The 15324-nt window shown below is 72.4% G+C and carries 14 protein-coding genes, 2 tRNA genes, 2 pseudogenes and 1 riboswitch; of the genes and pseudogenes, 10 read left to right on the plus strand and 8 right to left on the minus strand.

Annotated features, from left to right (window positions below):
• Together Q2K20_RS10545 and Q2K20_RS10550 are read left to right on the plus strand one after the other, a co-directional pair.
• On the plus strand, positions 1-309 hold a 309-nt coding region (locus tag Q2K20_RS10545; protein WP_317176789.1), incomplete at its 5' end, for an ArsR/SmtB family transcription factor.
• Complete coding sequence (locus Q2K20_RS10550) at positions 306-905, plus strand: cadmium resistance transporter (RefSeq protein WP_120283016.1); 600 nt, start codon at positions 306-308, stop codon at positions 903-905. The genes Q2K20_RS10545 and Q2K20_RS10550, both read left to right, overlap by 4 nt.
• 356 nt (positions 906-1261) lie before the next feature.
• Here Q2K20_RS10550 and Q2K20_RS10555 read toward each other — a convergent pair whose 3' ends face one another.
• Together Q2K20_RS10555 and cbiT are read right to left on the minus strand one after the other, a co-directional pair.
• The gene (locus Q2K20_RS10555; protein WP_269505555.1) at positions 1262-2020 is read right to left on the minus strand and encodes a cobalt-precorrin-4/precorrin-4 C(11)-methyltransferase; all 759 of its coding nucleotides are present in this window, start codon (positions 2018-2020) and stop codon (positions 1262-1264) included.
• A complete protein-coding gene (gene cbiT, locus Q2K20_RS10560; protein WP_269505557.1) occupies positions 2017-3261 on the minus strand; it encodes a precorrin-6Y C5,15-methyltransferase (decarboxylating) subunit CbiT in 1245 nt (414 codons plus the stop codon). Before cbiT ends, Q2K20_RS10555 begins: the two co-directional genes overlap by 4 nt.
• A gap of 75 nt (positions 3262-3336) precedes the next feature.
• A riboswitch (cobalamin riboswitch) is annotated at positions 3337-3524 on the plus strand.
• Positions 3525-3545: 21 nt separating this feature from the next.
• Here cbiT and Q2K20_RS10565 point away from each other — a divergent pair.
• The 4 genes from Q2K20_RS10565 (at position 3546) to Q2K20_RS10580 (ending at position 8393) form a co-directional block, all read left to right on the plus strand.
• A complete protein-coding gene (locus Q2K20_RS10565; RefSeq protein WP_269505559.1) occupies positions 3546-5825 on the plus strand; it encodes a magnesium chelatase subunit D family protein in 2280 nt (759 codons plus the stop codon).
• Entirely contained in the window at positions 5825-6439 is a 615-nt protein-coding gene (gene cobO, locus Q2K20_RS10570; protein WP_268091908.1) for a cob(I)yrinic acid a,c-diamide adenosyltransferase, read from the plus strand. Before Q2K20_RS10565 ends, cobO begins: the two co-directional genes overlap by 1 nt.
• Positions 6433-7920, plus strand: coding sequence for a cobyrinate a,c-diamide synthase (locus tag Q2K20_RS10575; RefSeq protein ID WP_269505563.1), 1488 nt, complete (start codon positions 6433-6435; stop codon positions 7918-7920). The genes cobO and Q2K20_RS10575 overlap by 7 nt, the downstream gene beginning before the upstream one ends.
• Positions 7921-8021: 101 nt before the next feature.
• Positions 8022-8393 carry a nuclear transport factor 2 family protein gene (locus tag Q2K20_RS10580; RefSeq protein ID WP_163377200.1) on the plus strand — a complete coding sequence of 124 codons (372 nt, stop codon included), beginning with the start codon at positions 8022-8024 and terminating at the stop codon, positions 8391-8393.
• Between the two features lie 26 nt (positions 8394-8419).
• Here the strand turns inward: Q2K20_RS10580 and Q2K20_RS10585 are convergent, their stop codons facing one another.
• The 4 genes from Q2K20_RS10585 to Q2K20_RS10600 all read right to left on the minus strand — a co-directional run bounded on the left by Q2K20_RS10585 (position 8420) and on the right by Q2K20_RS10600 (position 12349).
• Positions 8420-9160, minus strand: coding sequence for a cobalt-precorrin-6A reductase (locus Q2K20_RS10585; RefSeq protein WP_163377201.1), 741 nt, complete (start codon positions 9158-9160; stop codon positions 8420-8422).
• Positions 9157-10722: a cobyric acid synthase gene (locus tag Q2K20_RS10590; protein WP_269505567.1), complete on the minus strand. Its 1566-nt coding sequence runs from the start codon at positions 10720-10722 to the stop codon at positions 9157-9159. Before Q2K20_RS10590 ends, Q2K20_RS10585 begins: the two co-directional genes overlap by 4 nt.
• Before the next feature lie 109 nt (positions 10723-10831).
• Positions 10832-10908 (minus strand) — tRNA-Ile (locus Q2K20_RS10595).
• A gap of 52 nt (positions 10909-10960) precedes the next feature.
• The gene (locus Q2K20_RS10600) at positions 10961-12349 is read right to left on the minus strand and encodes a carboxylesterase/lipase family protein (RefSeq protein ID WP_163377203.1); all 1389 of its coding nucleotides are present in this window, start codon (positions 12347-12349) and stop codon (positions 10961-10963) included.
• A gap of 59 nt (positions 12350-12408) precedes the next feature.
• Here Q2K20_RS10600 and Q2K20_RS10605 point away from each other — a divergent pair, with 59 nt between their 5' ends.
• From Q2K20_RS10605 to Q2K20_RS10615, 3 genes and pseudogenes are all read left to right on the plus strand, one after another.
• The gene (locus tag Q2K20_RS10605) at positions 12409-12831 is read left to right on the plus strand and encodes a nuclear transport factor 2 family protein (RefSeq protein WP_163377204.1); all 423 of its coding nucleotides are present in this window, start codon (positions 12409-12411) and stop codon (positions 12829-12831) included.
• 71 nt (positions 12832-12902) lie between these two features.
• Positions 12903-13160, plus strand: a pseudogene (locus tag Q2K20_RS10610) (dihydrofolate reductase family protein); the annotation flags it as partial.
• A 97-nt stretch (positions 13161-13257) separates the two neighbouring features.
• Positions 13258-14796 carry an HNH endonuclease signature motif containing protein gene (locus Q2K20_RS10615; RefSeq protein ID WP_301162347.1) on the plus strand — a complete coding sequence of 513 codons (1539 nt, stop codon included), beginning with the start codon at positions 13258-13260 and terminating at the stop codon, positions 14794-14796.
• Positions 14797-14801: 5 nt separating this feature from the next.
• Here the strand turns inward: Q2K20_RS10615 and Q2K20_RS10620 are convergent, their stop codons facing one another.
• Positions 14802-15020, minus strand: a complete 219-nt coding sequence (locus tag Q2K20_RS10620; protein WP_235027812.1) for a molybdenum cofactor biosynthesis protein MoaE — start codon at positions 15018-15020, stop codon at positions 14802-14804.
• A gap of 46 nt (positions 15021-15066) precedes the next feature.
• Here Q2K20_RS10620 and Q2K20_RS18205 point away from each other — a divergent pair.
• Positions 15067-15162 (plus strand): annotated as a pseudogene (locus Q2K20_RS18205) (deaminase); the annotation flags it as partial.
• A gap of 56 nt (positions 15163-15218) precedes the next feature.
• Here the strand turns inward: Q2K20_RS18205 and Q2K20_RS10625 are convergent.
• Positions 15219-15291 (minus strand) — tRNA-Asn (locus Q2K20_RS10625).
• Between the last annotated feature and the right edge of the window lie 33 nt (positions 15292-15324).

Consider the following 15324-nt stretch of genomic DNA (forward strand, 5'->3'; position numbering starts at 1 on the left):
ATGGCCGACCCGACGCGGTCCCGGATACTGCTGACCTTGCTGCAGCAGCCGGCCTACCCGGCGGAGCTGGCCCGCGATTTGGAGCTGACACGGTCGAACGTGTCGAACCATCTGGCATGCCTGCGCGACTGCGGGATCGTTGTCGCAGTGCCCGAAGGCCGCCAGACCCGGTACGAGATCGCAGACCCGCACTTGGCGCGGTCGCTATCCTCCTTGGTCGAGGTCACCCTCGCGGTCAACGAAAACGCCCCCTGCTTGGAGCCCGACTGCTCAGTGCCGGGTTGTCACGCCACGGAGGTGCAGGCGTGATCCTGTCCTCGGCCCTGCAGGCGATCGGCCTGTTCATTGCCACCAATATCGACGACATCATCGTCCTGTCGCTGTTTTTCGCCCGCGGAGCAGGCCAACGCGGAACCACCGCACGCATTCTGGCCGGCCAGTATCTTGGCTTCGTCGGCATCCTCGGCGTCGCTGTGCTCGTCTCCCTGGGCGCGGGAGCCTTCCTGCCCCCGGGGGCCATCCCTTACTTCGGGCTGATCCCACTTGGCTTGGGACTGCGGGCCGCGTGGCAGGCCTGGCGCGGGGACGATGATGACGACGACGACGCAAAGATCGAGGGCAAGAACGTCGCCGTGTGGACCGTGGCCGGCGTAACGTTCGCCAACGGCGGCGACAACATCGGCGTCTACGTCCCCGTCTTTCTCAACGTGGGCACGGGAGCCGTAGTTGCCTACTGCATCGTGTTCCTGGTGCTGGTGGCGGGACTGGTGGGCCTGGCCAAGTTCGTCGCCACCCGCCGACCGATCGCCGAAGCACTAGAGCGCTGGGAACATATCCTGTTCCCGACTGTCCTGATCGGCCTGGGCGCCTTCATCCTGATCAGCGGCGGAGCATTCGGACTCTGACAGAACCGACGCAAACCCCACCACGCACCCGTGAGCCGCCGACTCGCTCTAATTCTTCCGGCCAGAACGCCCGATTGGTACGTCGCCGCCAAGAAGTAACCACAGAAGACCGCCACAAAGCGATCAAGTCCACAAGCGATGGTCGGCGGCATGTTGTCCCGCACGGGTGTACCCCACAGGGGACGTGACTACGCCTCGATGCTGGCGAGCGCAGCTGAGCCTCTCCGATCCTCGCGGGTCTCGCAGCTGGCGTTCCTAGCGAGCCACGCGGCCCTTCGCCGATACCGTTGCGTCGGTTCGGGCTTCCTGGCGGCCGGAGGACACTGTCTGTTGCCCGCTGCCTTCGGCCTATCCGTTCAGCCCCGCCGCTTCGACTCTCGCTCCGGGCTCGACGCGTACAACCACGATTCCGCCTCGCCCGGCCGCTCCAGCGCCCGGCCGACCAGGATAACCGCCGCCTGGCGCAGGCCAGCCGTCTCCACCGCTGCCGCGATGTCAGCAAGAGTGCCGCGCAGCTCCACGCGGTGCGGGCGGCTCGCGTTGGCCACCACCGCCACCGGGCAGTCGGCACCGTGTGTGGGCACCAGCCGCTCGGCGAGCTCGCGGATCCGAGTGATCGCCAGGTGCAGCACCAGCGTGGCGCCCGTGGCGGCGAAGTTCTCCAACGACTCAGTCGACGGCATCGCCGTCGACCGAGCCTGGACGCGGGTGAGCACCACCGACTGCACCACCTCGGGAACCGTGAGCTCCACCCCCAGCTCGGCGGCTGCCGCCGCGTAGGCGGGAACACCAGGGACCACGTCCCACGGCACGCCGGCCGCGTCGAGCCGGCGAGTCTGCTCGGCGAGCGCCGAGTACAGCGACGGGTCACCCGAACACAGCCGGACCACCTCGAGCCCCTCGGCGTGAGCGGCGACGATCTCGCCGATGATCCCGTCCAGGTCCAGATGCTGGGTGTCCACCAGCCGGGCCTCGGGGCGGCAGTGCGCGAGAACGCCATCGTCGAGATACGTCCCCGCGTACAGGCACACGTCGGCGGCGGCAAGCGCCGCAGCCGCGCGCAGCGTCAGCAGATCGGCGGCGCCGGGGCCGGCTCCCACGAAGTGAACGGTCACGAGCTCTCCCCTGTCTCCGAAGTATCAGCCGCAGCGACGAAGGGCTTCACGGCCGCCCACTGCACCACCGCACGGGCCGGGGCCCAGCCAGTGAACCGGCCGATCGAGTCCGCGTGCTCGACCTGGATCCTGGTCAGCTCCCCGCCGAATACGGCGCGGGTGTCGACCACCACGCGCTCGGTCTCCAGCGTCACCGCGTGGGCCACCAGTCGGCCACCCGGGACCAGCGCGTCCCAGCACTGTTGGAGCAGGCCAGAGGCAGTGCCGCCCCCGCCGATGAACACCGCGTCGGGGCGGGGCAGACCGTCCAGAACCTGCGGGGCGCGGCCGTTGACGACCTCCAACGACGGCACCCCGAGCCGCGCGGCGTTGCGCGCAACACGCGCCGCCCGCCCGGGATCGGCCTCGATGGCGATAGCCCGACACGACGGGTGCGCGCGCATCCACTCGATGCCCACCGACCCGGCGCCGGCGCCCACATCCCACAGCAGCTCACCGGCCGACGGCGCGAGGCGGGACAGGGCCGAGGCCCGCAGGTCGCGGCGAGTGAGCTGGCCGTCGTTCTCGAAAGCGTCGTCGGGCAATCCCGGCGCCAGCCCGAGTGGGCGGGCGGAGGAATCGGCCACGCACTCGATGGCCAACACGTGCAGGGCGGGGGCTTCGCGATCAACAGCCCAGTCGCGCGCCGCGCGGAAAAACCGGGCCTCGGCCGGGCCCCCGAGATCGGCGAGCACGGTCATCTCGCTCCCCCCGAAGCCGGCGCCCCGCAGCGTCGCGGCGACCTCTCCCGGCGTGTGCCGGTCCGCTGAGAGCATTAGCAGACGTCGCCCAGGCGCCAGCTCGCGACCGAGCGAGTGGTGGTCGCGCAGCACAGCCACGGACTCGGCCGGCCACCGCATCCTGGCGCGGGCCAGAGCGACCGAGGACACCGCCGGGAGCACCTCCACCGCATCCGCGCCCAGCACATCGATCAGGGTCGTGCCGATCCCCGCGACCAGCGGATCGCCCGAGGCCAGGGCCACGATCGAGCGCACGCGGAACCGCTCGAGGAGCTCCGGCAACCCGTCCCGCAGCGGCCGCGGCCACGGCACCCGATCGGCCGTCACGTCGCCCGGAATCATCGCCAGATGACGCTCGCCCCCGAGCACCACATCGGCGGCCAGGACGGCGCGACGGCGGGCCTCGTCGAGCCCCGCCCACCCGTCGCCGCCGATGCCGACGACCACCACCCGTGCATTCATGACGCGGAACCCTACCGCGACACCTGAGGCGCCCCGGGACAGGCCGTTGGGCTAGCCTCGGGACCACACAACCGAACAGACCCCACAGCACGAGGTGCCCCACGACCCGCCACAGGCGGAGCGGAGGGGAGAATCAGGGAAGCCGGTGAGAATCCGGCACAGGGCCCGCTACGGTAACCCGGCCTCTCAGGCGATCGCGCCCCGCGCGCACGTCCGAGATGAGCCGGGAAGTCCGGAGACCGGCCTCGCGCTGACCAGCCTGGCAGACGAGAGCGGGAGCCCCCATGCCACTGCACTACCCCTTCAGCGCTGTCGTCGGTTCCGACGACATGGCGCTGGCCCTGACCCTGACCGCGGTGTCCCCGGCGGTCGGCGGCGTGCTGATCCGCGGTGAGAAGGGCACGGCCAAGTCCACGATGGTCCGCGCCCTCGCCGGGATCCTGCCGGAGGTCGAGGTCGTCACCGGCGACCGCTTCTCCTCCGCACCCGACGACCGCGGCTCCGAGACCCCGGACGGGCGTATCCCGCACGACGCGCCCACCGAGCGGCGGCCGGTCCGCCTGGTCGAGCTGCCCATCGGGGTGTCCGAGGACCGCATCACCGGATCACTACACCTGGAGAGTGCGCTCACCGACGGGGTGACCGTGTTCCAACCGGGCCTACTCGCCCGCGCACACCGCGGACTGCTCTACGTGGACGAGGTCAACCTGCTCCACGACCACGTGGTGGACCTGCTGCTCGACGCCGCCGCCATGGGTCGGGTGACCGTCGAGCGGGACGGCATCTCGGTGGAGCACGCCGCGCGCTTCGTGCTGATCGGCACCATGAACCCCGAGGAGGGCGAGCTCCGGCCCCAGCTGCTGGACCGCTTCGGCCTCACCGTGCAGGTGGCCGCACCTCGCGACCCGGAACTGCGCGCCGAGGTGGTGCGCCGCCGGATCGCGTTCGAGGCCGACCCGGCGGGATTCGTCGCCGACCACGCCGCCGACGAGGCCGCCGTGCGCGAACGGATCGCCGCCGCGCGGCGCGTACTCGACCGGGTGAGACTGACCCCCTGGGCGCTGTCCACCATCGCCCGGGTCTGTGCGGGCTTCGACGTGGACGGCATGCGCGCCGACATCGTCACCGCCCGCACCGCCGCCGCCCACGCCGCATGGCAGGGCCGGACCCGGATCACCCGCGAGGACATCCGCGTCGCCGCGCGCATGGCGCTGCCCCACCGCCGCCGTCGTGCCCCGTTCGATGCGCCGGGCCTCGACGAGGACCTGTTGGAACGGCTCCTGGGCGACGACGACGAGCCCGATCCCGACCCCCGGGACGAGACCGCGCCGGCCGACGACGCCGAACAGTCGGAGTCCGCAGACGAGTCCGCGTCGGCAGACACCTCGGATGCAGAGTCCGCCCCGGCGCGGGCCTCGGCCGAGCACGCCGGGCACGAGCACTCGCCCGAGCAGACCGAGCAGAACGAGGACGGCCCCGGCGCCGGCAACGCCTCCAGCACCGCGGGCCCCGCCCAGGCGGGCGGGCGATCGGACGACGACGCCGACGGCCGAGCCGACGAGCAGCCCGGCGGACACGCCGCGGAGGACACCCCCGCCGACGCCTCGCGGTCCGACGCTCCCGGGCCCACCCCGCCCGAGCCAGGCACGGTCACCGCGGCCGCGGCGCCGTACCGCACCCGCCTGCTCGCCGTCGCCGGTACCGGCCAGGGCGCGGCCGGCCGCCGGTCGAGGGCCCTCACCACCAGCGGCCGCCGCATCGGCGCGCGCGCGTTCACCGGCTCCGACCTGCACCTGCCCGCCACGATCCGGTCCGCCGCGCCGCAGCAATCCGCCCGCGGTCGCGGAGCCGGCCCAAACGGTGGCCGACTCCGGCTGGCCGCCGAGGACCTGCGCTCGTCCGTCCGCGAGGGCCGCGAGTCCAACCTCGTGCTGTTCTGCGTGGACGCCTCCGGCTCCATGGCCGCCCGCACCCGGATGGAGCAGGTCAAGACCGCGATCCTCTCCCTACTGCTGGACGCCTACCGACGCCGCGACAAGGTGGGACTGGTGACCTTCCGCGGGGCCGCGGCCCACGTGGCCCTGCCGCCCACGTCGTCGGTCGACATCGCGGCCACCCGCCTCGCGGAACTCCCGGCGGGCGGCCGGACCCCACTGGCCGAGGGACTGATCACCGCCGCCGAAGTCCTGCGCATCGAGGGCGTCCGCGATCCGCGGCGGCGGGCCCTCCTCGTCGTCGTCACCGACGGCCGCGCCACCCACGGCCCGGACGCCCTCGCCAGGTCCCGCACCGCGGCGACCGGGCTGGCCTCCCTCGGCGTGGCCTCGGTGGTGGTGGACTGCGAGACCGGCCGCTTCCGGATGGGCCTGGCCTCCGAGCTCGCCGGGCACCTGGGCGCTGAGCACGTGCCACTGGGCGAGGTCACCGCCGAGGGACTCACCGATACCGTCCGCGCCCGCACCGCGCGCCCCGGTTCCGCCGACCGCGGCCCGACCCCGGACGACCGCACGCGACCCGGCCACACACGACCCGGCCATCCGCGCACCGAAGGTGAGGTGGCCTGATGCCCCAGGGACAGCCGGAGATCGTGCCCGACGACGGGCTCAGCACCCGCCAACGCCGCAACCGGCCGCTGGTCATGGTCCACACCGGGCCCGGCAAGGGGAAGTCCACCGCCGCGTTCGGCCTGGCGATGCGCGCCTGGAACCAGGGCTGGGACATCGGTGTGTTCCAGTTCGTCAAATCCGCCAAGTGGCGCATCGGCGAGCAGACCGTCATGGAACGCCTCGCCCGCCTGCACGCCGAGACCGGCGAGGGCGGGCCCGTCGAGTGGCACAAGATGGGCTCGGGCTGGTCGTGGTCGCGCAAGGACGGCACCGAGGACGACCACGCCGCCGACGCCGCCGAAGGATGGGCCGAGATCAAGCGGCGCCTCGCCGACGAGCGGCACGACCTCTACCTGCTCGACGAGTTCACCTATCCCATGAAATGGGGCTGGGTGGACGTCGACGACGTGGTCGCCACCCTCGCCAGCCGCCCCGGCCGGCAGCACGTGGTGATCACCGGCCGCGACGCCGACCCCCGGCTGCTCGAGGTCGCCGACCTGGTTACCGAGATGACCAAGGTCAAACACCCGATGGACGCCGGGCAGAAGGGTCAGCGGGGCATCGAATGGTGACCGACCTCCCGCGGATCGTCGTGGCCGCGCCGGCGTCCGGGCACGGCAAGACCACCGTCGCGACCGGCCTCATGGCCGCGCTGCGCCGCACCGGGCTGGAGGTCTCGGGGCACAAGGTGGGGCCCGACTACATCGACCCCGGCTACCACGCCCTGGCCACCGGGCGGGCGGGCCGCAATCTGGACCCGCACCTGGTGGGCGAGGAGCGAATCGTGCCGCTGCTGCTGCACGGCGCCGGCGCCGGCGCCGGGCGGCCCGCCGACGTCGCGGTGATCGAGGGCGTGATGGGCCTGTACGACGGGCACATCGGCGGCGACGGGTTCGCCTCCACCGCCCACGTCGCCGCGCTCACCGGGGCCCCCGTCGTGCTGGTCGTGGACATCTCCCACGCCTCCCGCAGCATCGCCGCGGTGGTGCTGGGGATGGCCTCCTACGACCCGGCCGTGCACATCGCCGGGGTGGTGCTCAACAAGGCCGGCTCCGTCCGCCACTCCGACGAGGTCCGCCGCGCGCTGGCCCCGCTCGGCATCCCGGTGCTGGGTGTCCTCCAGCGCGACGACGACGTCACCGCCCCCTCCCGCCATCTCGGCCTGGTCCCCGCCGCCGAACGCCCCGAGGCCGCGCGCTCGCTCGATCACCTGGCCGGGAAGGTGGCGGCGTCGATCGACCTCGAGGCCGTCATGCGCATCGCGCGTGAGGCGCCGCCGCTGGCGGGCGAGGCGTGGTCGGCGCGCGCGGCGCTGGGGGGCGTCGGCGCTGGTCATGGGGGCGCCTGCCGTGGCGCCCCGGGGGATGGAGGGGTGCCTGGGGTCGACGACGACGAGGTCCGCCCGCTCATCGCCGTGGCCGGTGGCCGAGCCTTCACCTTCCGCTACGCCGAGACGGTCGAACTGCTCGAGGCAGCCGGCTGCTCGGTGGTGCCGTTCGACCCGCTGGCCGACGAGGCACTGCCCGACACCGCCGCGGGAATCTACCTCGGTGGCGGGTTCCCCGAGGTCCACGCCGCGGACCTCGCCGCCAACGAGCAGATGCTTCGCGCACTGCGGGCGGCGACGATGGCCGGGACGCCAACGGTCGCCGAGTGCGCGGGCCTGCTCTATCTCTGTCGCACCCTCGACGGTGTCCCCATGGTCGGTGCTGTTGACGCCGACGCGGCCATGGCCCCGCGGCTCACCCTGGCCTATCGCCGCTCGACCGCAGGTGCCGACAGTGTCCTGGCGACCGCCGGCACCGAGGTCACCGGCCACGAGTTCCACCGCACGGCCGTGAACCCGCCCGCCGGCGCGGCGGGCTCGCGCGCGGACGAACCGGGCGCGGCTCCCGCCTGGACCAGCAGCGCCGGACCAGAGGGGTTCGTCAGCGGGTCGGTCCACGCGTCCTACCTACACACGCACTGGGCGGGGCATCCGGCGATGGCGGCCCGGTTCGCAGCGCACGCGCGGCGCTTCGCCACCGCGCGTCGGCCCGCCCGACTCGGCTAACCGGGCCCCTTGCGGTCGCGGGCGCGTTCTGGCCGAATAGGCGTAGACCCGGCATCCGGTTCGCTGACCGCCCGGGTCGGAACGACCACCGAGGAGACCTCATGACCGTGCGCGACGTCATCACCGCCTACTACGAGGCCTACAACAGCGAGGACCCCCACCACCTGGCCGCGGTGTTGCACGAGGACGTCGTCCTGCACTCCGCCGCCGGCACCCAGCACGGGATCTCCGCCTACCTCGACACCTACCGCGCGATGACCAGTACGTTTGTCGACCGCATGACCCCCGAGGAGATCGAGGTCGACGGCGACACGGCCATAGTCACGGTGATCAACACGCTCACCGCACGCGCCGACGTGAAGGACTTCATGGGGATGTCGCTGGACGAGGGGCAGACCATGACGTTGACTTTGCGCGGCCGCTACACGGTGGACGACGACCGGATCCGGGAGATCCACATCAAGTTGCTCTAACCGCGGTCCTCGGGGCGCCGGCCTGGTCAGTCAGCGGCGCCGGCCCACTCCGCGGCGGCTGCTGCACTGTCCACCACGGGCACGCCCGGTGCGGGTCCGGGCCGTCGCACCACCACGACCGGCACGTCGAGCTCGTCGGCCACCGCCATCTTCGACCACGTGTGACCGCCGCCCGAGTCCTTGGTGACCAGCACGTCCACGCCGTGGTCGGCGAAGAGCTCACGCTCACCCGCCACCGAGTAGGGGCCGCGGTTCAGCAGCAGTCGCCACGACGCGGGCAGCTCCACCTCCGGCGGGTCCACCACCCTGACGAGCGCGTGGTGCTCGGCGAGCGGGCCGACGAACCTGTCCAGCGACTGCCGGCCGATGGTGAGGAACGGCCGCCGGCCCACGCGGGACGCAGTAGCGGCGGCCTCGTCGTGGTCGTCCACCCAGTGCCAGCGATCGGCCCCCGCGGCGGCGGCCCAGCCCGGCCGCTCGAGCCGCAGCAGCGGCACCTCCGCGGCGGCGCAGGCGGCGGCGGCATTGGCCGAGATGCCGGCGGCGAAGGGGTGGGTGGCGTCCACGACCGCGGTCACGCCGGCCTCCGTGAGGTGCCGCCGGAGCCCGTCGATGCCGCCGAACCCGCCGACGCGCACCTCCCCCACCGGCAACCGCGGCCGCGCGACCCGGCCCGCCAGAGACGAGGAGAACCGCAGGCCGCGCTCCTGCAGCAGGACGGCGAGGTCGCGGGCCTCGGCGGTGCCGCCCAGGATCAGCACGCTCATCGGTCCGCCCCCGGCGGCAGCAGCGGCAGTTCCGGAGCGCCCGAGCGGGCCAGCTCGAGCAGCGCGTCCAGGTCGAGGTGCTCCTCGGCGAGATCGGCCAGCAGGTCGAGCCGCGCCTCGCGGGCCCGCGCGAAACTCACCGATGACGCCGGGCGCATACGACCCGCGCCGCCGGAGCCATCACCCCCACAGCCGCCGACGACCTCGGCCAGCAGCGCCGACCGGAAGCCGTCCGATTCGAGGGTTCCGTGCCACATGGTGCCGAACACTCGGCCGCGCCGGGCTCCGCCGGGGAACTCTTCGTCGTCGTCGACCCGCTCGCCCCCGCCGCCGACGCTCACCCGGCCGTGGTGGATCTCGTACCCGCCCACGTCCTGACCCAGCGCGCGTCCGGTCGGCAGCCGCAGCACCTTCTCGGCGCCGAAGCGAGTGGTGGTGGGAAGCAGTCCGAGGCCGGTCACCCGCGCGCCGGGCTCGCCCTCGATGCCGTCCGGGTCGGAGATCTCCCCGCCGAGCATCTGGAAGCCGCCACAAATCCCCAGCACCGCGCCGCCGCGCTCGACGTGGGAGGTGAGCGCCCGGTCGAGGCCCCGGGCGCGGAGCCAGGCGAGGTCGTCGAGGGTGGCGCGGGTCCCGGGGACGACGACTAGGTCCGCCCCCGCGAGGTCGCGGGGCTCCGTGACGTACTCCAGATCGACGTCCGCCTCCAGGCCGAGGGCGTCGACGTCGGTGAAGTTGCTGATGCGCGGCAGACGGATCACGGCCACCCGCAGGGTGGCGGCGGCGTCGGCGGCGCGGGGACCCACCGCGAGGGCGTCCTCCGAGTCCAGCCAGAGGTCGGGATTCCAGGGCAGCACCCCGTGGACCGGCCGGCCGGTGAGGTCCTCGATCTGCCGCAGCCCGGGGGCCAGCAGCGTCGGGTCGCCGCGGAACTTGTTGATGACGAACCCGGCGACCAGCCGCTGATCGGCGGGCTCGAGCAATGCGACCGTGCCGTAGAGGGCGGCGAAGACGCCGCCGCGGTCGATGTCCCCCACCACGACGACGGGCATGTCCGCGTGCCGGGCCAGGCCCATGTTGACGTAGTCGCTGGAGCGCAGGTTGATCTCGGTGGGACTGCCGGCCCCCTCGCAGATGATGAGCTCGTGACGGGAGGCCAGGTCGGAGTAGGCGGCGAACGCGGCGTCGGCCAGGTGGGCCCGTCCGTCGACGAAGTCGCGGGAGGACACCGACCCGGCCGGCTGTCCCATCACCACTACGTGGCTGCGCCGGTCCCCGCCGGGCTTGAGGAGCACCGGGTTCATCGCGGGCTCCGGGGCCACGCCCGCTGCGAGGGCCTGGATCCATTGCGCGCGCCCGATCTCGGCGGTGCCGTCCGGGCCTGTGCTGTGCGGACCTGTGCGGCGAGGGGCGGCGACCACCATCGAGTTGTTGGACATGTTCTGGGCCTTGAACGGGGCCACGTTGATGCCGCGGCGAGCGAACGCCCGGCACAGTGCGGTGGTCACGACGCTTTTTCCGGAATCGGAGGTCGTACCGGCGACGAGCAGGGAGGCGACCATGGAGATCGATCCTAGTCGGGCGCTCCTGACCCGCCCGACCGGGCCGACCCGCGTCCGAGGTGGGGTCGCGGCGTGGTGGTGGGGCCAGCTGTGGTGATGAGTCGAGCGATGGTGGGGCCAGCGGGGCTCGAACCCGCGACCAGCGGATTATGAGTCCGCGGCTCTAACCAACTGAGCTATAGCCCCCCGCACGCGCCGGGAACGTCACCGGCACGCGCGGCGCAATCGTAGCAAGGCGTCAGGAGCCTCCGGCGGGCCACCAGACCGCGCGGACGTCGGCCAGTCCGTCCTCGACGACAGCGGGAGGGTCATCCCACACCTGCACGCGCCTCCCGGGGGGCGCATAGGGCGGGGACCCCGGGTCCCCGGAGCGGACGAAGTCGACCCACGACCGGTGCATCGCGTCGACGAGCCCCGGCGGCGCATCCGCTCCGAGGTAGGCCCGCACGTTCGCGGCTTCCGGAACCGACCAGAAGAACGGCAGGTCCGCGCAGTGCACGGCGCCGCGACCCTCGGACCAGCGGAAGTCGTACACCCAGGTGGGCGCGCCGGCGGCCACCCGGGTCTCGGCCGCACGCACGACGGTCGAGTGGATGGTCGCGGCGTCGACCACCGCCCCCACCGCCCGTCGCAGCGACTTGCCCGCCGATTGTCTGGCCAGCGCGCGCAGTCCGGTGGTGGGCAGCTCCTGGGACCGCAGGATCATCGCGGCACCCGGCACCAACGCGGCCCCGGGCAGGGCCCGGACGACCCCCTCGAACTCCATGGCCGTGGAGCCGATGAGCAGTGGCAGGTCGAGCCCGGGACCGCTCCCGATGCCCTCCAGGGGCGGGACCGGGACGGTGTCGTCGCCGACCGTCGGCCGGAACGGCATGAGGAAGGGATTGTCCTTGCGCAGGCGCCGGTGGAACTCGTCGACGGCGCCCCGGCCGCCGGCGGCCAGTTCCGCGGCGGCCGTGCCCTTGGGGGCCTGAGCGGCGGGCGATCGCAGCACCGCGGGCGACGAGGCGATCCCCCGGTGGAACAGGCCGGCCGCCAACGGCGAGGCGAGCAGGCAGAGCACCGCCCCGCCGCCCGCCGACTGACCCGACACCGTGACCCGCCCGGGGTCACCGCCGAACGCCGCGATCTCGTCGCGGACCCACTCCAGGGCCATGATCCAATCCCGCACCCCGCGGTTGTCCGGGGCGTCGGGGAACGCGGTGAACCCCTCGACGCCCAGGCGGTAGCCCACCGAGACCACGACGATCCCGGCGCGCGCGAAGGCGGTCCCGTCGAACCAGGGCTGGTGCGACGACCCGGACTCCCACCCGCCGCCGTGGATCCACACCAGCACCGGGTGGCCCGTGCCCTGGGCGGGAGCCCACACGTCGACGTGCAGGATGTCCGTGCCGGCGACGATCGGCTCGGGGATCGCCGGATCGGGATCGAAGCGCAGTCGTTGCGCGGTGGCGGCGGGCCTGGTCGCGTCCCGGACGCCGGGCCACGGTTCGCGGCGGACCGGGGCGGCGAACCGGAGGTCGCCGACGGGGTCCTCGGCGTAGGGGATCCCGTAGAAGCGGAGCACGTCCCCCAGATCGGTGCCCTTCACGCGGCCGGTGGACAGCGCGATCTCGACGTCGGTCATGGCGGCCAGATTAGCGACGACAGCTGAGATCCCCCGGCGATCCCTGCTACCAAGGGGAGATGACGAGTGACAGGGACCTGATCATCGAGCGTCTGGCCGACGTGGCCGCAGCGTTGGACTCACGTGACTGGGACGGGCTGGGCGAGCTGTTCACCGAGTCCGCCACCGGGTACGGCGCGACCGGTCGGCAGGCGATCATCGAGAGGGTCAGGGAGCACCTCGGGGGCTGCGGACCGTCCCAGCACCTGTTGGGCAACCATCGGGTCCAGCTCGCCTTCCACGGAGACGAGGACCGGGCACGAAGCCTCACGTACGCGCGTGTCCTCCACCTCGGTGCCGGGGACCAGTCCGATCTGTCCTACGAGTGCTTCGGCGAGTACTCGGACCTGTGGACCCGGACGCCGGAGGGCTGGCGGATCGACTCGAGGAGGTTCCACATCAGCTTCGACCGAGGCGATTTCCGGACACTCCAACCCGGCTGACCTCCGGACGCCTCCCATGGGAGACGGCTTCGGGTCGTACAACGACAACGGTGATTGGGGCGGCTACTGACTACTCCGGCGTGTTCGACCCCTGGGTCACCCAGATGACCACGCTGCTGACCACGGTGGTGTCAACGACGCTGGATGGTCCCCTCGACTGGCCGGACGCGGCCATCGTCAGCGGAGACGCCGTCGAGGTGGTCACTCGCTTGAAGCAGCAATCCGACGTGTCGTTGCGCTCGCACGGCAGCTTGTCGATGAACCGGGCGCTGATGGCCGCCGGTCTGGTCGATCGGGTGCAGGCGACAGTGTTTCCCTGGCGCAGTGGGTGGGTTCCAGGTTGGGGTGAGTGATCGAACCCTTGTGCTAGTCGTTCCGCGCGGGTAGTATCGAATATAAGTTCGATGTCGGTGGCGGAGGGGTGGAATGGTGACGACGACGAGTGCACTGTTTGCCGTACCCGAGTCCCTCGGCATGGTCGACATGGAGGCCGTCAGCGAGGCGGCTCGTGCCGCGACGCTGGCGCAGAACCGCGCCGGGGCCACACGGCTGGAGGCGGCGCATGTCCTGGTCGACCAGTTCGCCCGGTCCGCCCAGGCACAGGCGGAGCAGGCCGACGAGGCCGGCGCCGGTTCACGCCGACCCGCGTACGCCCGGCTGGATCCGGAGGCCCGGGCCCGCGATCACCTCGTGGCGGCGTGCCAGCTCACGTGCTGGCACGCCGCGCGGTTGGTGACGGCCGGGACGCAGATCCACCGGCGGCTGCCCCGTCTGCGATCCACGGTCGACCGCGGGCTGCTGCCCGAGCAGTTGGCGGTCGATATCGCATGTCGCCTGGCGGAGGTGCCGGACGCGATCGTGTCGGCCGTGGAGGACGAGGTGGTCGCGCGCTTCACGGACGATCTCGACGGTGGCGACCGGCCGACCCGCAACGCAGTGGACTCGGCGATCGATGACGCCGTGGAGCGACACGACCCGGCTGCCGCGCAGGACGCCGCCGCCGCGGCGGCCGCCACCCGCTCGGTCCGATTCCGCGGCGACCGGAACGGCATGGCCACGATGTGGGCCAAGCTCACCGCCGCCGATGCCGAACTCCTCCGTCGTCGCATCGAGACCGATGCGTCAGCCGCCTCGGCGGACGGACTGGACGGTTCCCTGGATCAGCTCCGCGCCGACGCCCTCGCCGCGCTCGCCGTCTATCCGCCTGCTGGTGACCCGTCCGCGACCAGCCCTTGCGCGACCGACCCTGCCGCTGCCCCTGCGTCCGAGCACGACGGCATCGAGCTCGGCGACGTCAGGCTCGGGGCGGACCTCCCCCGGCCCACGCTGGGCAACGCCGCGCGGGCCGGTCAGCCGATCCGCATCAGCGTGATCGCCTCCGCGGCCCGGGGCCTGCCCAACCGCGTCGAGTTCGTCCACGGCACCTACAGCAGCGTCGAATGGCTCTGCACGGAACTGCTCGAGGGCGACGACGCGAGCGTGCGGTTCGAGCTCATCGACCCCGCCCCCGGCGTGCTCGACTCCCCCGAGCACGCCCTGCGCTACGTGATCACCCCGGCGATGGCCGAGCGAATCCGCATGCGCGACGGCACCTGCCGCCACCCGGGATGCTCGGTTCCCGCCGAGGCCTGCGACGTGGACCATGTGATCGCGTTCAACACGAAGGACCCCGAGCTCGGCGGGCCGACCACCGAGTGGAACCTCGTCTGCCTGTGCCGCAAACACCACCGGGAGAAGACGTTCGGGACCAACGCCTACCGGTCCGGGCCGTTGGGTGAACTCGTCATCATCACCGACACCGGACACGAACACCGCACCAGACCCAAGGGCCCCTTGGCCCGTGCCCGTGACGCCATCTGGGAACGCGAGTGGAACGCCTACGCCGACCGCATCGTCGCCGACGACGGCACACTCATCAATCCGCCGGGTCAGAACCCGCGCAGACCCTGGAGACGACCGGCCTGACCAACTCAGCAGTCGCCGACGCCCACCCATTCGGAGACGCCGTCGGTGAAGCGCTGCCGCTTCCAGATGGGCACCCCGTGCTTGAGACGCTCGATGAGCTCCGAACACGCCGCGAACGCCTCGGCCCGATGCGGAGCCACAGCGACCACCACCACCGCGACCTCGCCCACCGGCAGCACGCCCACGCGGTGGACCGCCGCCACCCGCGCCGAGTGCTCCCCCACGACCTCGGCGCAGAGCCGGGCGAGAGTGTCCCGGGCCGTGGGGTGAGCGGAGTATGACCTCGAACTGCTCGAGAGCCGCACCCTCGACGGCCGGATCCAGGAGCTGATCTACCGGCCCACCCTGCACGCCCCACCCGGCTGACCACCCTGAAATGCAGACCAGGTCAGGGCTCGGAAGCCTCTGACCTGGTTGCTGGGCTCCCCCAATTGGACTCGAACCAATAACCCTTCGATTAACAGTCGAATGCTCTGCCAATTGAGCTATGGGGGATCACTGCTGGCGACCGGCGGTGATGCCGGATAC

Origin of the sequence: Dietzia sp. IN118 (genome assembly GCF_032905965.1) — a bacterium.
Lineage (GTDB): Bacteria > Actinomycetota > Actinomycetes > Mycobacteriales > Mycobacteriaceae > Dietzia > Dietzia kunjamensis.